The 19,131-nt window shown below is 70.5% G+C and carries 11 protein-coding genes, 1 tRNA gene and 1 rRNA gene; 2 read left to right on the forward strand and 11 right to left on the reverse strand.

All coding sequences use genetic code 11. The features are described from left to right. Positions 1-117: 117 nt before the first annotated feature. The 8 genes from AC0680_RS37365 to AC0680_RS37400 form a co-directional block, all read right to left on the reverse strand. Positions 118-501 carry a helix-turn-helix domain-containing protein gene (locus AC0680_RS37365; protein WP_046925688.1) on the reverse strand — a complete coding sequence of 128 codons (384 nt, stop codon included), beginning with the start codon at positions 499-501 and terminating at the stop codon, positions 118-120. 94 nt (positions 502-595) lie between these two features. Beyond that, positions 596-1,132: a CinA family protein gene (locus tag AC0680_RS37370; RefSeq protein ID WP_478637499.1), complete on the reverse strand. Its 537-nt coding sequence runs from the start codon at positions 1,130-1,132 to the stop codon at positions 596-598. Beyond that, complete coding sequence (gene pgsA / locus AC0680_RS37375; protein ID WP_478637500.1) at positions 1,129-1,779, reverse strand: CDP-diacylglycerol--glycerol-3-phosphate 3-phosphatidyltransferase; 651 nt, start codon at positions 1,777-1,779, stop codon at positions 1,129-1,131. The genes AC0680_RS37370 and pgsA overlap by 4 nt, the downstream gene beginning before the upstream one ends. Then, positions 1,776-3,266: a 30S ribosomal protein S12 methylthiotransferase RimO gene (rimO, locus tag AC0680_RS37380; protein WP_478637501.1), complete on the reverse strand. Its 1,491-nt coding sequence runs from the start codon at positions 3,264-3,266 to the stop codon at positions 1,776-1,778. Before rimO ends, pgsA begins: the two co-directional genes overlap by 4 nt. 105 nt (positions 3,267-3,371) lie before the next feature. Continuing rightward, positions 3,372-4,181 (reverse strand): helix-turn-helix domain-containing protein, encoded by an 810-nt coding sequence (locus AC0680_RS37385; protein WP_468981513.1) that lies wholly within the window; start codon positions 4,179-4,181, stop codon positions 3,372-3,374. A gap of 223 nt (positions 4,182-4,404) precedes the next feature. After that, positions 4,405-7,176, reverse strand: coding sequence for a DNA translocase FtsK (locus AC0680_RS37390; RefSeq protein WP_478637502.1), 2,772 nt, complete (start codon positions 7,174-7,176; stop codon positions 4,405-4,407). 304 nt (positions 7,177-7,480) lie between these two features. Next, positions 7,481-8,137, reverse strand: coding sequence for a response regulator (locus AC0680_RS37395; protein ID WP_478637503.1), 657 nt, complete (start codon positions 8,135-8,137; stop codon positions 7,481-7,483). Positions 8,138-8,393: 256 nt separating this feature from the next. Continuing rightward, entirely contained in the window at positions 8,394-13,916 is a 5,523-nt protein-coding gene (locus tag AC0680_RS37400) for a HAMP domain-containing protein (protein ID WP_478637504.1), read from the reverse strand. Between the two features lie 258 nt (positions 13,917-14,174). Here AC0680_RS37400 and AC0680_RS37405 point away from each other — a divergent pair, with 258 nt between their 5' ends. Beyond that, positions 14,175-16,844 (forward strand): SpoIIE family protein phosphatase, encoded by a 2,670-nt coding sequence (locus AC0680_RS37405; protein ID WP_478637505.1) that lies wholly within the window; start codon positions 14,175-14,177, stop codon positions 16,842-16,844. A 154-nt stretch (positions 16,845-16,998) separates the two neighbouring features. Continuing rightward, a complete protein-coding gene (locus tag AC0680_RS37410) occupies positions 16,999-18,045 on the forward strand; it encodes a beta-propeller fold lactonase family protein (protein WP_478637506.1) in 1,047 nt (348 codons plus the stop codon). A gap of 61 nt (positions 18,046-18,106) precedes the next feature. On the opposite strand, the gene AC0680_RS37415 is transcribed toward AC0680_RS37410, so the two are convergent. The 3 genes from AC0680_RS37415 to rrf all read right to left on the reverse strand — a co-directional run. Further along, positions 18,107-18,182 (reverse strand) — tRNA-Thr (locus AC0680_RS37415). 61 nt (positions 18,183-18,243) lie between these two features. After that, positions 18,244-18,921 (reverse strand): DegT/DnrJ/EryC1/StrS family aminotransferase, encoded by a 678-nt coding sequence (locus tag AC0680_RS37420; protein WP_478637507.1) that lies wholly within the window; start codon positions 18,919-18,921, stop codon positions 18,244-18,246. A gap of 116 nt (positions 18,922-19,037) precedes the next feature. After that, positions 19,038-19,131 (reverse strand): 5S ribosomal RNA (gene rrf / locus AC0680_RS37425); the annotation flags it as partial.

Raw genomic sequence — 19,131 nt, forward strand, 5'->3', positions numbered from 1 at the left:
CCCCCCCCCCCCCCCCCCCCCCCCCCCCCCCCCCCCCCCCCCCCCCCCCCCCCTCACCCCCCCCCCCCCCCCCCCCCCCCCCCCCCCCCCGGGGCTCGGTACGTACGAACAGGGGTGTCAGGCCGCGACGACATCCACGACGTCGGCCGGCGACTTGATGGTCACGCGATCCTCCGGCACACCGGCCAGGGACGTGACGGACACCGAATTGAGCTTCGGCCGCACCGGTGCCGGCACCGGGTCGCTCGCGGCCGCGGACGCTGCCAGCTCGGCGAGCGCGAGCTCGTCGCTGACCTCCCGCATGAGCTCGGACATGCGCACGTCCAGTGCGTCACAGATCGCCGAGAGCAGCTCGGAGGACGCCTCCTTCTGCCCCCTCTCGACCTCGGACAAATAACCGAGCGATACCCGGGCGGAGGACGAGACCTCGCGCAGGGTTCGGCCCTGGCGCTGACGCTGACGGCGCAGCACGTCACCCAGCAGGCGACGAAGCAGAATCATCGCTGGCTCCCTCCTCGGACCTCGGATCCGGATCCTTCTCGCCCCACCGTACCGCCTCGGGCCGTACGCGTGCCGGGCGCAAGTACGTGTTCACTCAGGGCTGCAAACATCCATTCCCCCCGTGTTGTTCCGTATCCTGTGCCCGCGCATTTTCTGTCAGTTCGCTCAACAGCAGTGCGAGCACGGCGTCGATGGTGTCCTGGCGGATCCGATGGCGATCACCCGCCAGCGCCAGCCGGCGCACCGTCCCGGCACCGCCCGGGCCCCGGACCGCCACGAAGACGGTGCCCACCGGCTGCCCGTCCTGCGGGTCCGGCCCGGCCACGCCGGTCGTGGCGATGCCCCAGTCGGCACCCAGCACCCGGCGCACACCGTCCGCCATCTGCCCCGCGACCTCGGCGTCCACCGCCCCGCGCGCCGCCAGCAGGGCCCCGTCGACGCCCAGCACATCCCGCTTGACCTCGGTGGCGTACGCCGTGACCGAGCCGCGGACGGCCCGCGAGGCCCCGGGGACGGCGGTCAGCGCGCCCGCCACCAGGCCGCCGGTCAGCGACTCGGCCACCGCCAGGCTCTGCCCCCGCCCGGCGAGCAGCTCCAGCGCCCCGGCCGCGGCAGAACCCGGCCCGGTCACCGGCCCGTGTCCCTTGCCGCCCGCTCGGCCCGCTCACGGGCCAGCCCCGCCCGGCGCAGCATGACGGCCTGGCGGACGTAGTCGAGTCCGGTGGCGACGGTCAGCACGACGGCCACCGCCATCACCCACCAGCGGAAGGTCGCCAGTGGACCGGTCAGCACCAGGACGTACATACCGACCGCGGTCCCCTGTGCCAATGTCTTGATTTTGCCGCCACGACTGGCCGGAATGACCCCGTGCTTGATCACCCAGAACCGCATCAGCGTGATGCCCAGCTCACGGAAGAGGATCACACCGGTCACCCACCAGGGCAGGTCCCCCAGCACCGAGAGGCAGATCAGCGCGGCCCCCATGATCGCCTTGTCCGCGATCGGGTCGGCGATCTTGCCGAAGTCGGTGACCAGGTTGTACGTGCGGGCCAGATGCCCGTCGAAGACATCGGTGATCATGGCGATGGCGAACGCGGCCCAGGCGAAGGCGCGCCAGGCCCGATCCGTTCCGTCGTCGTGCATCAGGAGCATGACGAAAGCCGGCACCAGCACCAGCCGCAGCATCGTCAGGACGTTGGCGATGTTCCACAGCCCGGCCTGCCGGACGGCCGGCGCCGTGCGCGGCCCACCAGCTGCGGAAGCCGGGACTCCGGTCATCTGCCCGCCTCCTCGGTACACCCCGTGCCGTCCACCGACAGCACCTCGGCCACGAGGTCCACGCCCTCGCTCCCCACGACCTTTGCTTCGACCATACGACCGGGCAGCAGCTCCTGGCCGGTCGACAGCAGGGTGCTGCCATCGGTCTCCGGCGCCTGGTGCGCGGCCCGCCCGACGACGCCGTCCTCCTCGTCGATCCGGTCGACCAGCACCCGCACCGTCTCGCCGATCCGCTCCTCGGCGCGCTGCGCGGTCAGCTCCTCGGCCAGCCGCGACACCCGCGCCAGCCGCTCGGCGACCTCGTCCGGATCGACCTTGTCCTCGTACGAGGCGGCCTCGGTGCCGTCCTCGTCGGAGTAACCGAAGACGCCGATGGCATCGAGCCGGGCCTCGGTGATGAAGCGCTCCAGCTCCGCCAGGTCGCTCTCGCTCTCCCCGGGGAAGCCGACGATGAAGTTGGAGCGGGCACCGGCCTGCGGCGCCTTCGTACGGATCTGCGCCAGCAGGTCCAAGAAGCGGTCGGTGTCGCCGAAGCGCCGCATCGCCCGCAGCACACCGGGCGCGGAGTGCTGGAAGGACAGGTCGAAGTACGGCGCGACCTTGTCCGTGCCGGTCAGCACGTCGATCAGCCCGGGCCGCATCTCGGCCGGCTGCAGATAGCTGACCCGGATCCGCTCGATGCCGTCGACGGCCGCCAGCTCCGGCAGCAGCGTCTCCAGCAGCCGGATGTCGCCGAGATCCTTGCCGTAGGAGGTGTTGTTCTCGGAGACCAGCATGATCTCCTTGACGCCCTGCTCGGCCAGCCAGCGCGTCTCCCCGAGCACGTCGGAGGGCCGGCGGGAGATGAAGGAACCGCGGAAGGACGGGATGGCGCAGAACGTGCAGCGGCGGTCGCAGCCGGAGGCCAGCTTCACCGAGGCGACCGGATTGGAGTCCAGGCGGCGGCGCAGCGGCGCCCGCGGCCCGGACTTCGGGGCGACGCCCTCGGGCAGGTCCTCGGGGGCCGAGGCCAGCGCGTCTCCGTGGCCGGGCAGCGCCACCCCGTCGGCCTGCTGCCGCTCGGCCGGGCTGATCGGCAGCAGCTTGCGGCGGTCGCGCGGCGCGTGGGCCTCGACGTTTCCGCCGCTCAGGATCGTCTGCAGGCGGTCGGAGATGTCGGTGTAGTCGTCGAAGCCGAGCACTCCGTCGGCCTCGGGCAGCGCCTCGGCCAGCTCCTTGCCGTAGCGCTCGGCCATGCAGCCGACGGCCACCACGGCCTGGGTTCTGCCATGATCCTTCAGATCGTTGGCTTCCAGCAGGGCATCGACGGAGTCCTTCTTGGCGGCCTCGACGAAGCCGCAGGTGTTGACGACGGCGACATCGGCATCGGCGGCTTCCTCGACGAGTTCCCAGCCGTCCGCCGCCAGGCGGCCGGCGAGTTCCTCCGAGTCCACCTCGTTACGGGCGCAGCCAAGGGTGACAAGGGCGACGGTACGGCGTTCGGGCATGGGGCTCAGCCTACTTCGTCCCGGACGCACCCTTGGCGCGCAGGTCTCCGCCGCCGGCCCCGGGCGCCCCGGGCCGGGCGGCGGACGCCCTCGCGGCGGGCGCTCTCAGCCCGCCTGTGGGTCCCCCGGCGTGTAGCTGAGCCGCTCCACCGGGCCCTTCTCGCCGATCTCCTTGACTTCCTTGCCGTTGACGTACAGCTGTACGACCGGGGCGTTGCCGAGGACCAGGTCGATCCGCTTCTTGTCCGTGATCGTCTTGGACTCGCCCTGCTTGAGCAGGCTGTCCTCCAGCAACTTTCCGTTGGCGTCCTTGGCGGAGACCCAGCTCTGGCCGTCGCGGGCGGTGACCTTGATCGTGACCTTGTCCTTCGGCAGCCCGGCGACCGCGCTGTCGGAGGGCTCGGGCTTGAGGGGCGGCTTGATCGTCGAGGGGTGGCGGGTGGGTGCCGGCGCGGGCTTGGCATTGGCGTCGCCGGCCGCGATCGGGCCGTTGTCGCTCCGCTCGCCGCCGCTGAACAGCGTGAAGCCGACGAAGCCGACCACGGCGACGATCGCCGCGACCATGGCGGCCGTCCAGTTCGGCCGCCGCGGCTCGGAGCGGATCCGCTCGGCCTCGAAGATCGGGGCGGCGAGATCGGTCGGCGTGGGCCGTCCACCGTGCTCGGCGTCGAACTGGTCGATCAGCGGATGGGGGTCGAGGGAGACGGCGCGAGCGAGCGCTCTGATGTGTCCCCGGGCGTAGACGTCGCCGCCGCAGCGCGAGAAGTCGTCCTGCTCGATCGCCTGAACGATGGGGATGCGCACCCGCGTCGTCGTACTGACCTCTTCGACGGTCAGTCCCGCCGCGATACGGGCCTGCTGGAGGGCGCGACCGACGGAAGGCCGGTCGGATTCGGGGGAGTTGCCGATGGACACGGGGGCGCCTTTCGAGCGTGTAGCCACCTGCTGGAAGTTCAGTCTAGGGGTGGAGCGAAAGGGTCGGGCAAGCGGGAGGGCGGAGTTTGTACGCCATCGGAACGCCCGCGGCGGTGCCAAGGGGTTGATGACGAAGCATCGTTCCCTCGCCTCCCTCAACTTGACGTGTCGGCAGGAGAAACGGTTGCGTGCTTCTCTCGTACGAGTGACCCGGATGTGTGTGCTACTGGGTAGCCTCCCCCCGGATCACCGCCAGCACTCCGTCCAATTCATCCGGCTTCACCAGAACGTCGCGGGCCTTGGAGCCCTCGCTCGGCCCGACGATGTTCCGGGACTCCATCAGGTCCATCAGCCGGCCGGCCTTGGCGAACCCCACCCTCAGCTTGCGCTGGAGCATCGACGTCGACCCGAACTGGGTGGAAACCACCAGTTCAGCGGCTTGACACAGCAGATCGAGGTCATCGCCGATGTCCTCGTCGATCTCCTTCTTCTGCTTGCTGCCCACGGTGACGTCGTCGCGGAAGACCGGCGCCATCTGGTCCTTGCAGTGCTGGACGACGGCCGCGACCTCGGCCTCGGTCACAAACGCGCCCTGCATACGGACCGGCTTGTTCGCACCCATCGGCAGGAACAGCCCGTCACCCTTGCCGATCAGCTTCTCGGCGCCCGGCTGGTCGAGGATGACCCGGCTGTCGGCGAGCGAGGAGGTGGCGAACGCGAGCCGGGAGGGCACATTGGCCTTGATCAGGCCGGTGACGACGTCGACGGACGGCCGCTGGGTGGCGAGCACCAGATGGATACCGGCCGCCCGGGCGAGCTGGGTGATGCGGACGATCGAGTCCTCCACATCGCGCGGCGCGACCATCATCAGGTCGGCCAGCTCGTCGACGATCACCAGCAGATACGGGTACGGCGCCAGCTCCCGCTCACTGCCCTCGGGTGAGGTGACCTTGCCGCTGCGCACCGCCTCGTTGAAGTCGTCGATGTGCCGGAAGCCGTAGGCCGCGAGGTCGTCGTAGCGCAGATCCATCTCGCGCACCACCCACTGCAGCGCCTCGGCGGCCCGCTTGGGGTTGGTGATGATCGGCGTGATCAGATGCGGGATGCCCTCGTACGCGGTCAGCTCGACCCGCTTGGGGTCGACCAGCACCATCCGGACGTCCTCCGGCGTGGCACGGACCATGACCGAGGTGATCAGGCAGTTGATGCAGGACGACTTGCCGGAGCCGGTGGCACCCGCGACGAGCACATGCGGCATCTTGGTCATGTTGGCCATGACGTAGCCGCCCTCGACGTCCTTGCCGAGCGCCACCAGCATCGGATGGTCGTCGCCCGCGGCGTCGGCCAGCCGCAGCACATCGCCGAGGTTGACCATCTCGCGGTCGGTGTTGGGGATCTCGATGCCGACCGCGGACTTGCCCGGGATCGGGCTGATGATGCGGACGTCGGGGCTGGCGACGGCGTAGGCGATGTTCTTGGCCAGCGCGGTGATCTTCTCGACCTTGACCGCGGGGCCCAGCTCGACCTCGTAACGGGTGACCGTCGGGCCGCGGGTGAAGCCGGTGACCGCGGCGTCGACCTTGAACTCCTGGAAGACCGTGGTCAGCGCGGTCACTATGGCGTCGTTCGCGGCGCTGCGGGTCTTGCCGGGGCCGCCCCGCGAGAGCAGGTCCAGCGAGGGCAGCGAGTAGGTGATGTCGCCGGACAGCTGCAGCTGCTCGGCGCGCGCCGGCAGCTCGCCGGACGGCTCGGGCGGGGCCTTGGTGAAGTCCGGCACGGACGGGGTCCGCTCGGCCGCGGACGGCGCCGGCTCCGCCTCGCGGGCCGGCGGCACCGTGCCGCCCTCCACCGCGGTGTCCTCGCGGCCGTACTCCCCGTGCTCCCCGGAGATGCCGCTGCTGAGTCCGGCGACGAGCGGTGAGGGCTGGACTCCGTGCAGCACCGCGCCGTCCAGCGCCGCGGCGGCCGCTGCGGCGACGTCCACCGCGTCCATCGGCCGGTCCGGGGCGGACTGCGCGGAAGCCCGCCGCGGACGCCGCCGCTTGGCCAGCGCCGCTTCCTCTATGGCCTCCGGGTCGGTCGTGGCGGGCGTCGCGGCGGCGCTGCGCCGCGGCTTGCGGACGGGCCGCTCGCGCCACTCCTCCGCGTACTGATCGGCCTCGTCGAAGTCCGCCTCGGGCTCGGCGGGGTGCACCACGCCCAGCCGCACGCCGAGCGCCCGCAGCCGCTGCGGAATGGCGTTGACCGGCGTCGCGGTGACCACCAGCAGCCCGAAGAGGGTCAGCAGCGCCAGCAGCGCCACGGCCAGGGTCTGCCCGACCGTGAAGATCAGCGGCTTGGACGCCACCCATCCGACATAGCCGCCGGCGTCCTGTATGGCGGGCAGCCCGTCGTTGCGGCCCGGCGACCCGCACGCCATCGCCACCTGTCCCAGGACGCCGACGACCAGCGCGGACAGTCCGATGACGATCCGGCCGTTGGCCTCCGGCTTTTCGGGGTGCCGGATGAGGCGTACCGCGATGCCGCCCAGCAGTATCGGTACGACCAGGTCGAGCCGGCCGAACGCGCCGGTCACCAGCAGCTCGACGAGATCGCCGACCGGCCCGGAGAGGTTGGACCAGGTGCCGGCCGCGATGACCAGCGCCAGGCCGAGCAGCCCCAGCGCCAGGCCGTCCTTGCGGTGCGCCGGGTCGAGGTTCTTCGCGCCGCGGCCCATGCCCCGGAACACCGCCCCGATGGCGTGCGCGAGGCCCAGCCAGCAGGCGCGGGCGAGGCGGTAGACACCGCCGGTCGGTGACGGCGCGGGTTTCGGCGCGGCCTTCTTGGCCGGTGCCTTCTTCGCCGGGCTCTTCTTCGCCGCCGCCTTCTTGGCGGCCGGTTTCGCGGGCGCCTTCTTCGCGGCGGTCTTCTTGGCCGCGCCCCCGGGCCGTCCGGCGCGCTGCTTCGAGGGGCCCGCCGCGCTCTGGGTTCCCTTGCCGGACGTACGTGAGGCCATGGCGACGAGATTACAGGCGACCGCGGGCATGACACGAGCGCGCGGCGCTTCACCCATCCGTGTCGCGCGCCCGCCTCATGAAAGGCAGTCAGCTGAGGGGTGTCTCTTCGGTCTGCGTGGATCAGCCCGCGGCGTCCGGCGCCGTGCAGCTCGGCATCCGGGTTCCGTCCAATGAGCCGAGGCGGAGTGAAGCGGAGCGCACGGCGGAGTATCGCCCTCGGACCGGGTGTCCGTGGGTGATGCGACAACGCGGCGAGGTGCGGTGCCAGGCGTCGCAGGCCCACGGAGACCGAAGAGACACCCCCTAGCCCGCGGTACCCGACCCCGGCTCCAGGGCGTCCAGGGCTCTGCGCAGCCCGGTCAGCTTGCGCTCCAGATGGGCCGCGGTGGCCACCGCGGCGGCGTCCGCCGTCTCGTCCAGCTGTTTGGAGAGCGCCTCGGCCTGCTCCTCGACCGCGGCCAGCCGCGCGGAGAGCTCGGCGAGCAGCCCCGCGGACTCCCTCGCCTCGTCGGCGCTGGGCCGGCCGCCTTCCAGCTGCAGCCGCAGCAGGGACGCCTGCTCCCGCAGTTGGCAGTTCTTCATGTACAGCTCGACGAAGACCGAGACCTTGGCGCGCAGCACCCACGGGTCGAACGGCTTGGAGATGTAGTCCACCGCGCCGGCCGCATAGCCGCGGAAGGTGTGGTGCGGGCCGTGGTTGATGGCCGTGAGGAAGATGATGGGGATGTCACGGGTGCGCTCGCGCCGCTTGATGTGCGCGGCGGTCTCGAAACCGTCCATACCCGGCATCTGCACATCGAGCAGGATGACCGCAAAATCGTCCGTGAGCAGTGCTTTGAGCGCTTCCTCCCCGGACGATGCCCGCACCAGTGTCTGATCGAGCGCGGAGAGGATCGCCTCCAGCGCCAGCAGATTCTCCGGCCGGTCATCGACCCGGAGGATCTTGGCCTTCTGCACCATGGCCCGTCCTCCTCGCCCCGGCATGGAACCGGACGCCGCCCCAGGGGACGACTCCGTCACGCCGCCCGTCCTTGTGCCGGTCATGGTAGCTGCACCCCGCCTGTCGCCACACCCTGTCACCGCGATGTCACTGTGCACGTAGCAGAAACGCAGACAGAGACCAGAAGGTTCCCCGGATCCTGCGCTTCCACACGTCCACGGCGACACTCAGTCAGCACGCGGTGATCCTCTTTCGGCTCCCATACTGGACGCCCCGTCACTCCGCGCGCATCCATTGCTCCATGACCGACAGCAGATGATCGGTATCCACCGGCTTGGTCACGTAGTCGGACGCCCCGGAGTCGATGCTCTTCTCGCGGTCGCCCTTCATCGCCTTCGCGGTCAGCGCGATGATGGGCAGCCCGGCGAACTGCGGCATCCGGCGGATCGCGGCCGTGGTCGCGTACCCGTCCATCTCCGGCATCATGATGTCCATCAGCACCAGGACGATGTCGTCGTGCTGTTCGAGCACCTCGATGCCCTCCCGGCCGTTCTCGGCGTACAGCACCGACAGCCCGTGCTGCTCCAGGACACTGGTGAGCGCGAAGACGTTGCGGATGTCGTCGTCGACGATCAGCACCTTCTCGCCGTGGAAGCCGCCGTCGAAGGCCGGATCCACCAGATCCTGGCCGTTGCCGAGCCAGGGCTCCTCGGCGGGCTGCTGGGCGCTCGGCTGCGCCGGCGCCGGGAGCGGGGTGGGCGGCGCGGGCGGCGTCGCCGCGGACGTCTGCCGGCTGGGCAGCGCGAACCGGCGCTGGGCCCCCGAAACCGCCCGGCGGCGACGCCGGTTGAGGCTGCCGCCGGCACCCGCCTCGCGGTGCTGCGCCTCCTCGGCCTCCTGCAGCACCACCTCGGTCTCGCGCGCCTCCGCGTCCATCGCCAGCCCGCCGGCGACCAGCTGCGGATAGCCCTGCGGCGGCAGTCCGCCGGGGTTGTGCGGCAGGTACAGCGTGAAGGTGGAGCCGCGGTTGGGCTCACTGGCCGCGTGGATCTCGCCGCCCAGCAGCCGGGCGATCTCCCGGCTGATCGACAGGCCCAGGCCGGTGCCTCCGTACTTGCGGCTGGTCGTGCCGTCCGCCTGCTTGAACGCCTCGAAGATGACGCGCATCTTGCTGGACGCGATGCCGATGCCGGTGTCGGTCACCGAGAAGGCGATCATGTCGGCGTCCGGGTCGCGCAGCGAGCCGTGCTCCAGCAGCTGCTCGCGGATGGCCACCGGGACGTCCGCGCCGGCCGGCCGGATGACCAGTTCGACGGCGCCGGTGTCGGTGAACTTCACCGCGTTGGACAGCAGGTTGCGCAGCACCTGCAGCAGCCGCTGCTCGTCGGTGTGCAGCGTGGCGGGCAGCTCCGGCGAGACCCGTACGGAGAAGTCGAGCCCCTTCTCCGCGGTCAGCGGCCGGAACGTCGCCTCCACGTAGTCGACGAGCTGGACCAGCGCGATCCGCGTCGGGCTGACGTCCATCTTGCCGGCCTCGACCTTCGACAGGTCCAGGATGTCGTTGATCAGCTGGAGCAGGTCGCTGCCGGCGCCGTGGATCGTCTCGGCGAACTCGACCTGCTTCGGGGAGAGGTTCCCCTCGGCGTTGTCGGCCAGCAACTTGGCCAGAATCAGCAAGGAGTTCAGCGGCGTCCGCAGCTCGTGCGACATGTTCGCCAGGAACTCCGACTTGTAGCGCATCGAGACCGCGAGCTGCTCGGCGCGCTCCTCCAGTACCTGTCGCGCCTCCTCGATCTCGGTGTTCTTCACCTCGATGTCGCGGTTCTGCGCGCGCAGTTGCTCGGCCTTCTCCTCCAGTTCGGAGTTGGACAGCTCCAGCGCCCGCTGACGGCTCTCCAGCTCCGCGGAGCGCTCGCGCAGCTGCTCGGTCAGCTCCTGCGACTGCTTGAGCAGCACCTCGGTCTTGGTGTTGACCGAGATGGTGTTGACGCTGGTCGCGATCATCTCGGCGATCTGGCTGAGGAAGTCCTTCTGGATCTGGGTGAACGGGTGGAAGGACGCCAGCTCGATCACGCCGAGCACCTTGTCCTCGAAGAGCACCGGCAGCACGATCACGTTCGCCGGCGGCGCCTCGCCGAGCCCGGAGGCGATCTTGAGGTAGCCGGAGGGCACGTTCTCCACCAGGATCGTGCGCCCCTCCTCCGCCGCCGTGCCGATCAGCGTCTCGCCGGGCTTGAAGGTGGTCGGCATACCGCCCATCGCGTAGCCGTACGAGCCCATCAGCCGCAGCTCGTACGCGCCCGGCTCGCCGCCGTCCGCGCCGATCTCCCGACTGTCGGGCTGCGCCGCGAGGAAGAACGCGCCGTGCTGCGCGGAGACCGCGGGCGACAGCTCGCTCATGATCAGCGTGGCGACGTCCTTGAGGTCGCGACGCCCCTGCATCAGACCGGAGATCCGGGCCAGGTTGCCCTTGAGCCAGTCCTGTTCCTCGTTGGCGAGGGTGGTCTCGCGGAGCGTGGAGATCATGGTGTTGACGTTGTCCTGGAGCTCCAGGATCTCGCCGGCCGCGTCCACGTCGATCCGGACGTTGTGGTCGCCGAGGGTGACCGCCGCGGCGACCGCGGCGATGGCACGCACCTGACGGGTCAGGTTGCCGGCCATCTCGTTCACCGACTCGGTCAGGTCGCGCCAAGTGCCGGCCACGCCCCGTACCTGCGCCTGGCCGCCCAGCTGGCCCTCCGTACCCACCTCGCGGGCCACCCTGGTGACCTGCTCGGCGAAGGACGACAGCTGGTCGACCATGGTGTTGATGGTGGTCTTCAGCGCGAGGATCTCCCCGCGCGCATCGATGTCGATCTTCTTCGTCAGATCGCCCTTGGCGATGGCGGTGGTGACCATGGCGATGTTGCGGACCTGGCCGGTCAGGTTGTTGGCCATGGAGTTCACCGACTCGGTGAGGTCCTTCCACGTACCGGCGACGCCGGGGACGCGGGCCTGGCCGCCCAGGATGCCGTCGGTGCCCACCTCGCGGGCCACTCGCGTGACCTCGTCGGCGAACGACGACAGCGTCGTGACCATCGTGTTGACCGTGTCGGCGAGCTGCGCGACCTCGCCGCGCGCCTCGACCGTGACCTTCTTCGTCAGGTCTCCGTTGGCGACCGCCGCCGAGACCTGCGAGATGTTGCGCACCTGGATGGTCAGGTTGTTGGCCATCAGGTTGACGTTGTCGGTGAGGTCCAGCCAGATGCCGGTCGCGCCCGGCACCCGCGCCTGACCGCCCAACTGGCCCTCGGTGCCCACCTCACGGGCCACCCGGGTCACCTGCTCGGCGAACGACGACAGCTGGTCGACCATCGTGTTGACGGTCGTGACCAGTTCGAGGATCTCGCCCTTGGCGTCGACGGTGATCTTCTTCGACAGATCGCCGCGGGCCACCGCCGTCGTCACCTCGGCGATGTTGCGCACCTGCGACGTCAGGTTGTTCGCCATGAAGTTGACGGACTGGGTGAGGTCCTTCCACGTACCGCTGACGCCCTGCACCTCGGCCTGGCCGCCCAGGATGCCCTCGGTGCCCACCTCGCGGGCGACCCGGGTGACCTGCTCCGCGAACGAGGAGAGCTGGTCGACCATGGTGTTCAGGGTGTTCTTCAGCTCCAGGATCTCGCCCCGGGCGTCGGCGTCGATCTTCTGCGACAGATCGCCGCGCGCGACCGCCGTGGCGACCTGCGCGATGTTGCGGACCTGGGCCGTCAGGTTGCCGGCCATGCCGTTGACGGAGTCGGTCAGATCGCGCCAGACGCCCGCGACGCCGGGCACCTGCGCCTGGCCGCCCAGTCGGCCGTCCGTACCGACCTCGCGGGAGACCCGGGTGACCTGCTCGGCGAACGCGGAGAGCTGGTCGACCATCGTGTTGATGGTGTTCTTCAGCTCCAGGATCTCGCCGCGCGCGTCCACATCGATCTTCTGCGACAGGTCACCGCGCGCGACCGCCGTCGTCACCTGCGCGATCTGCCGCACCTGCGAGGTGAGGTTGCCCGCCATGAAGTTGACGGAGTCGGTCAGTTCCTTCCAGGTGCCGCTGACGCCGTCCACCCGGGCCTGACCGCCCAGCCGGCCCTCGGTGCCCACGTCCCTGGCCATCCGCGTGACCTGGTCGGCGAAGGAGGACAGCTGGTCCACCATGGTGTTCACGGTGTTCTTCAGCTGCAGCATCTCGCCGGAGACGTCGACGGTGACCTTCTGCGACAGGTCGCCGTTGGCGACCGCGGTCGTCACCTGGGCGATGTTGCGCACCTGCCCGGTCAGGTTCCGGAACGCGGTGTTGACGGAGTCCGTCAGGTCCTTCCACGTACCCGCGGCCCCGGGAACCGCCGCCTGGCCGCCCAGCTCGCCCTCGACGCCGATCTCCCGTGCCACGCGGGTGACTTCGGCACCGAACGCCGAGAGCTGGTCCACCATCGTGTTGACGGTGTTCTTCAACTCCAGCATCTCACCGGCGACATCGACGGTGACCTTCTGTGAGAGATCGCCGTTGGCGACCGCGGTCGTCACCTGGGCGATGTCCCGCACCTGACCGGTCAGGTTCCGGAAGGCGTTGTTCACCGAGTCGGTGAGGTCCTTCCAGGTGCCGGCCGCGCCCGGTACCTGCGCCTGGCCGCCGAGCTGGCCCTCGGCCCCGACCTCGTTCGCCACCCTCGTCACTTCGTCCGCGAAGGTGCGCAGCGTCTCGGTCATGGTGTTGATGGTGTCGGCGAGCTGTGCGACCTCGCCGCGCGCACTGACGGTGACCTTCTGCGACAGGTCGCCGTTCGCGACGGCGGTGGTGACCTGGGCGATCCCGCGCACCTGCGCGGTGAGGTTTCCGGCCATGAGATTGACCGAATCCGTCAGGTCCTTCCACACGCCGGCGACGCCGGGGACCTGCGCCTGCCCGCCGAGCTCACCCTCCGTACCGACCTCGCGGGCGACCCGGGTCACCTCGGAGGCGAAGGAGGACAGCTGGTCCACCATCGTGTTGACGGTGTTCTTCAGTTCGAGCATCTCGCCGGCGACATGGACGGTCACCTTGCGCGACAGGTCACCCTTGGCGACCGCGGTGGTCACCAGGGCGATATCACGCACCTGAGCCGTCAACCGGGAGGCCATGGTGTTGACGGACTCCGTGAGGTCCTTCCATGAACCGGACATTCCGCGCACCCGGGCCTGCCCGCCGAGCTTGCCCTCCGTACCGACCTCACTGGCCACCCGGGTGACCTCGTCGGTGAACGCGGAGAGCTGGTCGACCAGCCCGTTGACCGTACGGCCGACCTTGAGGAACTCACCGCGCAGCGGATGCTCCGAGGAGCTGTCCGAGCTGCGCGAGCGCAGGTCCATCCGCTGCTCCAGGTCTCCCTCGGAGACCGCCGAGAGCACCCGCCCGACCTCGGACACGGGCCGTACCAGGTCGTCGACCAGGGCGTTCGAGGCATCGATGGCCGCGGCCCAGGAGCCTTCGGCGGCACCGACCTCCAGCCGTTCGGTGAGTTTTCCCTCACGCCCGACGACCCGGCGCACCCGCGCCAGCTCACCGGTCAGATGCAGATTGCGGTCCGCGACCTCGTTGAAGACCGCCGCGATCTCCGACATGACGCCGTCGCCGGACACCGTCAACCGCTTGCGGAAGTTCCCGTCCCGCATGGCGACCAGAGCGACCAACAGCCGATTCAGCGCAGCCGTATCCACCTCGGTCGTCCCGTTGCTCCGGGATCGTCCGCCTTTCGCGCGCGTGCTTGCGCCCCGCGCCGCTGCGCCAGACTCCACCGTGTCCCTCCCGAAGGGTCGACCGTTCCACCCGGGCTTTCTCTTGATACTTGCCCAGTGTTTCACCATGGCCCAACCAGGCCATAACAGTTCGGCAGCATCGCACACGTCCCAGGGCACGATTGGGGCGGAAACACACGTGACCGGCATCCTCGGGCGCGGCGAAGGTAAGTAACCTGGCATACGGCTGTCCACCCCCCGGCCACGCTCCCGGGCGGTGGTGCGAGCACGACAGGTATTCGGAGGGGCGCCGCGACCATGGGGGAGCAGATCACCGACACACGCATGAGGAGACCAGTGATCACCGCGCGGGCCACCGCAACCTTCGACCCGGTGGGGCGCTCGGTCGCCACTGCCCGTGCGTTCGTCCGTGACACCCTCCAGGGCTGGGGCTGTGCCGACATCGTCGACGACGCCGTGGTCCTCACCAGCGAGCTGGTCACCAACGCCGTGGTGCACGCCGGCACGGCCGCCGACGTGCTGTGTCTGCGCAATGACGCAGGGGTACGGATCTCGGTCGCCGACCGATACCCCGAACGCGAGATCCCGCTCCAGAACGCCGGACAGGTCATCGTCCACCCGGACCGCGAGGGCGGCCGCGGCCTGCTGCTGTGCGGCGCACTGGCCTCCCGGTGGGGCGTGGAGTACACCGCCGCACAAAAGCACGTCTGGTTCCAGCTCGACCTCCCCGAGCGCCCCGCCGGCACCCGCTCCGCCGGCCCCGCCCTCCCCGTGGACGCCCTCCCGGTCACCGACACCCGCGTGCGGGTCGCCGTGGTCCAGATCGACCGCGGCGGCTGCATCAGCTTCTGGAACGAGGACGCCCAGGACCTCTTCGCCTACGACCGCGAGCAGGTCATCGGCAAGCCGCTCACCGACTTCGCCGCCTGGCCGCACACCCCCGGCACCGGCACCGGCATCGCCGAGGCGCTGCAGCTCTCCCGCTGGGAGGGCTCCTACGGCATGCGGGGCGCCGACGGCCGCGTCGTCCCCGTATACGCCTCCCACCTGCGGGTACGCGACGCGGACGGCGAGGCCTCCACGGTCTGCCTCCTGGTGCGCGACCACGAGCGCGCGATCCTGCAGAGCCCCCAGCGCACACCGGCCCCGGACGCCGCCTCCCAGGCCGCGCAGGCCGAGGGACGCCCCACCGACCCCTTCGAGGTCTTCATCGGCTCCCCGGCGCCCGACGACCTCGACGGACTGCTCCAGCGCACGGTCGAACGCGCCCGCGACATGCTCGACGGCGACGCCGCCTACCTCCTGCTGGCCACCGACGACGAGACCGAGCTGGAGGTACGCGCCTCCACGGGCCTGCCCTCCGCCCGCCAGCGGTTCGCCCGCGTCCCCGTCGAGGCCGGATCCGGTCGCTACGGCTCCGCCCGGATGCCCGCCGTCCACGAAGACCTCACCGCCGTCCCCGGCGCCGTACCGCTGCTCAGCGGCACGGGCATGCGCTCGGTCGTCACCGTCCCGCTGAAGGTCGAGGGGCGGCTGACCGGCTCCCTGGGCGTCGCCGCCGAGGGACCGGGCCGCTACTCCAACGAAGAGGCGCTGCGCCTGCAGTTCGCCGCCGACCGCATCGCCCTCGCCGTCGAACGCGCCCGCCTGACCGAGCTGGAAAAGCTGCGCCGCGGCTCCCTGTCCTTCCTCGTCGAGGCCTCCGACCTCCTGGCCGGCACCCTCGACCGCGACCAGACCCTGGCCCTGATGGCCCAGATGACCGTCCCCACACTCGCCACGTGGTGCGCCGTCTACACCGTCGCCGACCAGGCCTCCGAGCCCGAGCTCTCCTACGTCCTGCACGAGGACGAGGACCGCATCGACGGCCTCAAGAGCCTCCTGATGAGGGTCGACCCGCCCGAGCCGGTCCCGACGCCGGGCGCGCGCGTATGGACCGCCCCCGGCGACGCCGCACACGACGCCGCCCTGCGCACCTCCATGCGCAGCCTGGGTCTGGGCAACGCCGCCCGCCCCTCCAGCGGCCCCGGCGCCACCCTCGCCACCGCCTCCGCCGTCGGCGGCGAGACCGTCGTACTCCCCCTCGTCGCCCGCAACCGCGTCATCGGCATGCTCACCCTCGGCAAGCCCACCGAGGAGCACTTCCGACAGGAGATCCTCGAACTCGCCGAGGACCTCTCCCGCCGGGCCGCCCTCGCCCTCGACAACGCCCGCCTCTACTCCGAGCGCACGGCGATCAGCCAGTCCCTCCAGCGCAGCCTGCTGCCGCCGGAGCTGCCCGACATCGCCGGCGTCGAGGTCGAGGTCATCTACCGCGCGGCCGGCGAGGGCAACGAGGTCGGCGGCGACTTCTACGACCTCTTCCCCATCCGCGACGGCGCCTACGGCTTCGCCATCGGGGACGTCTGCGGCACGGGCCCGGAGGCGGCGGCCGTCACCGGCCTCGCCCGCCACGCCCTCCGCCTGCTCGCCCGCGAGGGCTTCGGCGGCCCCGCCGTCCTGGAACGGCTCAACGCCGCCATCCTCGACGAGGGCGCCCGCAGCCGCTTCCTGACGCTCCTCTACGGCGAGCTGTGGCCGCAGGACGACGGCAGCGCCATCCTCAAGGTCGTCTGCGCCGGCCACCCCCTGCCGCTGCGCCTGCGCCAGGACGGCACGGTCGAGCCGGCCGCCGAACCCCAGCCGCTCCTCGGCGTCATGGACGACCTCGAACTCTACGAGCAGACCGTCACCCTCGACCCCGGCGACGTCCTGCTGTGCGTCACCGACGGCGTCACCGAACGCCGCGAGGGCACCCGCATGCTCGGCGACGACGGCCTCACCGACGTCCTGACGACCTGCACGGGCCTGACCGCCGGCGCCGTCGCCGCCCGTGTACTGCGCGCCGTGGAACGCTTCGCCGCCGAACCGGCCTCCGACGACATGGCCATCCTCGCGATGCGCGTCCCCGAGTTCCAGGCGAGCTGACCACTCCGGAGCAGCGGCCACCGCGGCTTGTGTGGGCTGCCTCACAGTCCGCCGGCCGCTGCCCCGGCATCACCAGCATCCTTGCGCGCGGTGCAGTGCACCCTTGCCCGACCTGCAGTGGAGTCGGCCCCAACGGCCGCGCACGATACGGCACATGACTCCTACCACCGCGGGTTCGCCCGGCGATCAGCTCGCCGTCGTCAGCCAGTCCGGCTCCACCGTCACCTTCTTCGACGCCGCCACCCACGAGCATCTCGACGTCCTGCAGATGCCACCGCAGCCGCACGAGCTGTGCTTCGACCCCGACCACCGGCTGCTCTACTGCGCCAGCACCTACCGCTCCGGCTTCTACCACGCCAACCAGGGCCGGTCGCACGAGATCACCGTCATCGATGTCGACACCCGCACCATCGTCGCGACCCTCGACCTCTCCCCCGACCACGCCCCGCACGGCCTGGCCCTCGACCGCACCCGCGCCCGGCTGTACGCGAGCGTCGAGGCCACCGACAGCGAGCCGGGCGGCGTGGTGGTCATCGACACCCGCACCCACGCCCGCCTCGGCCGGATCTCCACCATGGCTCCCGGCCCGCACTGGTTCGCCATCACCCCCGACGGGCGGCACGGCTACGCCACCAACAAGGAAGCCCCGTTCGTCTCCGTCGTCGACCTCGACCGCGGGGTCTGCACCGACCGCGTCCCCGTCCCCGGCAGCGAAGGCCTCGCCGTCGCCCCCGACGGCCGTCATGTCTACGTCGCCGCCCCCAAGGCCGAGTTCCCCACGCCGTCGCCGGCGCCCACGGCCCTCCACGTCATCGACACCACGACCCACCAGACCGTCCGCACCCTGCCCACCAAGGGCCAGACCATGCCCGTCCACGCCACCGCCGACGGCACTCTCCTCGCCGGCGAACTGCGCCAGGACGCCGCCTCCGGCGGCCCGCTCGGCACCCAACTCCCGGGCGTCCTGACCGTCTTCGCCCCCGACACCCTCACCCCCCGCGGGGAAGTACAGGTCGGGCGGTTCCCCCTGACCATCACCTCCTCCCCCGACGGCCGCCGTGCGTACGTCTCCGGCCTCCTGGACAGCACGGTGACCGTCGTCGACCTCCAGACCCTGTGCCCCGTCACCACCCTGACGGTCGGTCGCACCGACGATTCCGGTGCCCACGGCCTGGCCTATATCCCCTCCGCCAAGAACTGAGCCGCATCCGCACACCGCATACGACAAAGGCCCCCGCCGATCGGCGGGGGCCTTTGCCCTCTGGAGCCCCAATACGGAATCGAACCGTAGACCTTCTCCTTACCATGGAGACGCTCTGCCGACTGAGCTATTGGGGCGCAGCAACGGAATGAATATTACCCCAACTCCGCGGCGACTACGAACCGGACAGCGCCGTGTCTAAAAGGCCGGCTGCAGCAATCCGCCCAGCGCATTGCAGGCACCGACCATCTTGTGCAGCTCCCGCCGCGACATCCCCATGTGCACGGGCAATGCCAGCGTCTCGTCCACCGCACGCTCGGTCTCCGGCAGAAACACATCCCGCCGCAGCCCCGGCATCCGGTAGACCGGCGCCAGCACGGGCACCTTGCACGCAACGCCCTTGGCACGCAACGCCCGACCGAACGCGTCCCGGTCCGGCCGCCCGTTCCCCGGCACCCGCACCACGTACTGCTCGTAGGTGTGCCCCGCAGCAGGCTTCGGCGTCCGGACCCCGTTGAGCCGGCTGTCCAGATACGCCGCATGCGCCCGACGCAGTTCCGCCCCCGCAGGATCCGCCCCGGGCTCGTCGTCCACCAGCACCAACAGCCCGTGCCGCTGCCCCACTTCACGGATCCAGCCGGCGTCGGCCCGCCGCCCGAACCGATGAATCGCCACGACGGCAGCAGTCCGGCTGGTCACCGCGTCCGCGACCGCGGCCGGATCCAGGCAGTAGCTCTCGGCGTCCACATCGGCGAACACCGGCACCGCGCCCAACTCCACCACGGCCCGGGCCACTTCGGCGTTGCCGTACGCCGACAACACGACCTCGTCACCAGCGCGTACGCCGGCCGCCCTGAGTGTTCCCACTGTGCCCATGACGCGGATCCTGGTCAGATGAGGTGAACGTCGCGTTACACCCACCACCCGAAAATCAGAACAAAAAAGCTCTGGTCCCTGAACCACGAGGGTTCAGGGACCAGAGCTGAAGATTAGTTCGGCGGCGTCCTACTCTCCCACAGGGTCCCCCCTGCAGTACCATCGGCGCTGAAAGGCTTAGCTTCCGGGTTCGGAATGTAACCGGGCGTT

Source organism: Streptomyces sp. NPDC043738 (assembly GCF_056436545.1).

What these genes read in the sequence shown, in the direction of transcription:
- AC0680_RS37365 (WP_046925688.1), bottom strand. Translation starts at nt 501, where the DNA reads ATGATTCTGCTTCGTCGCCTGCTGGGTGACGTGCTGCGCCGTCAGCGT.
- pgsA (WP_478637500.1), bottom strand. Translation starts at nt 1,779, where the DNA reads ATGACCGGAGTCCCGGCTTCCGCAGCTGGTGGGCCGCGCACGGCGCCG.
- rimO (WP_478637501.1), bottom strand. Translation starts at nt 3,266, where the DNA reads ATGCCCGAACGCCGTACCGTCGCCCTTGTCACCCTTGGCTGCGCCCGT.
- AC0680_RS37390 (WP_478637502.1), bottom strand. Translation starts at nt 7,176, where the DNA reads ATGGCCTCACGTACGTCCGGCAAGGGAACCCAGAGCGCGGCGGGCCCC.
- AC0680_RS37395 (WP_478637503.1), bottom strand. Translation starts at nt 8,137, where the DNA reads ATGGTGCAGAAGGCCAAGATCCTCCGGGTCGATGACCGGCCGGAGAAT.
- AC0680_RS37405 (WP_478637505.1), top strand. Translation starts at nt 14,175, where the DNA reads ATGGGGGAGCAGATCACCGACACACGCATGAGGAGACCAGTGATCACC.
- AC0680_RS37410 (WP_478637506.1), top strand. Translation starts at nt 16,999, where the DNA reads ATGACTCCTACCACCGCGGGTTCGCCCGGCGATCAGCTCGCCGTCGTC.
- AC0680_RS37420 (WP_478637507.1), bottom strand. Translation starts at nt 18,921, where the DNA reads ATGGGCACAGTGGGAACACTCAGGGCGGCCGGCGTACGCGCTGGTGAC.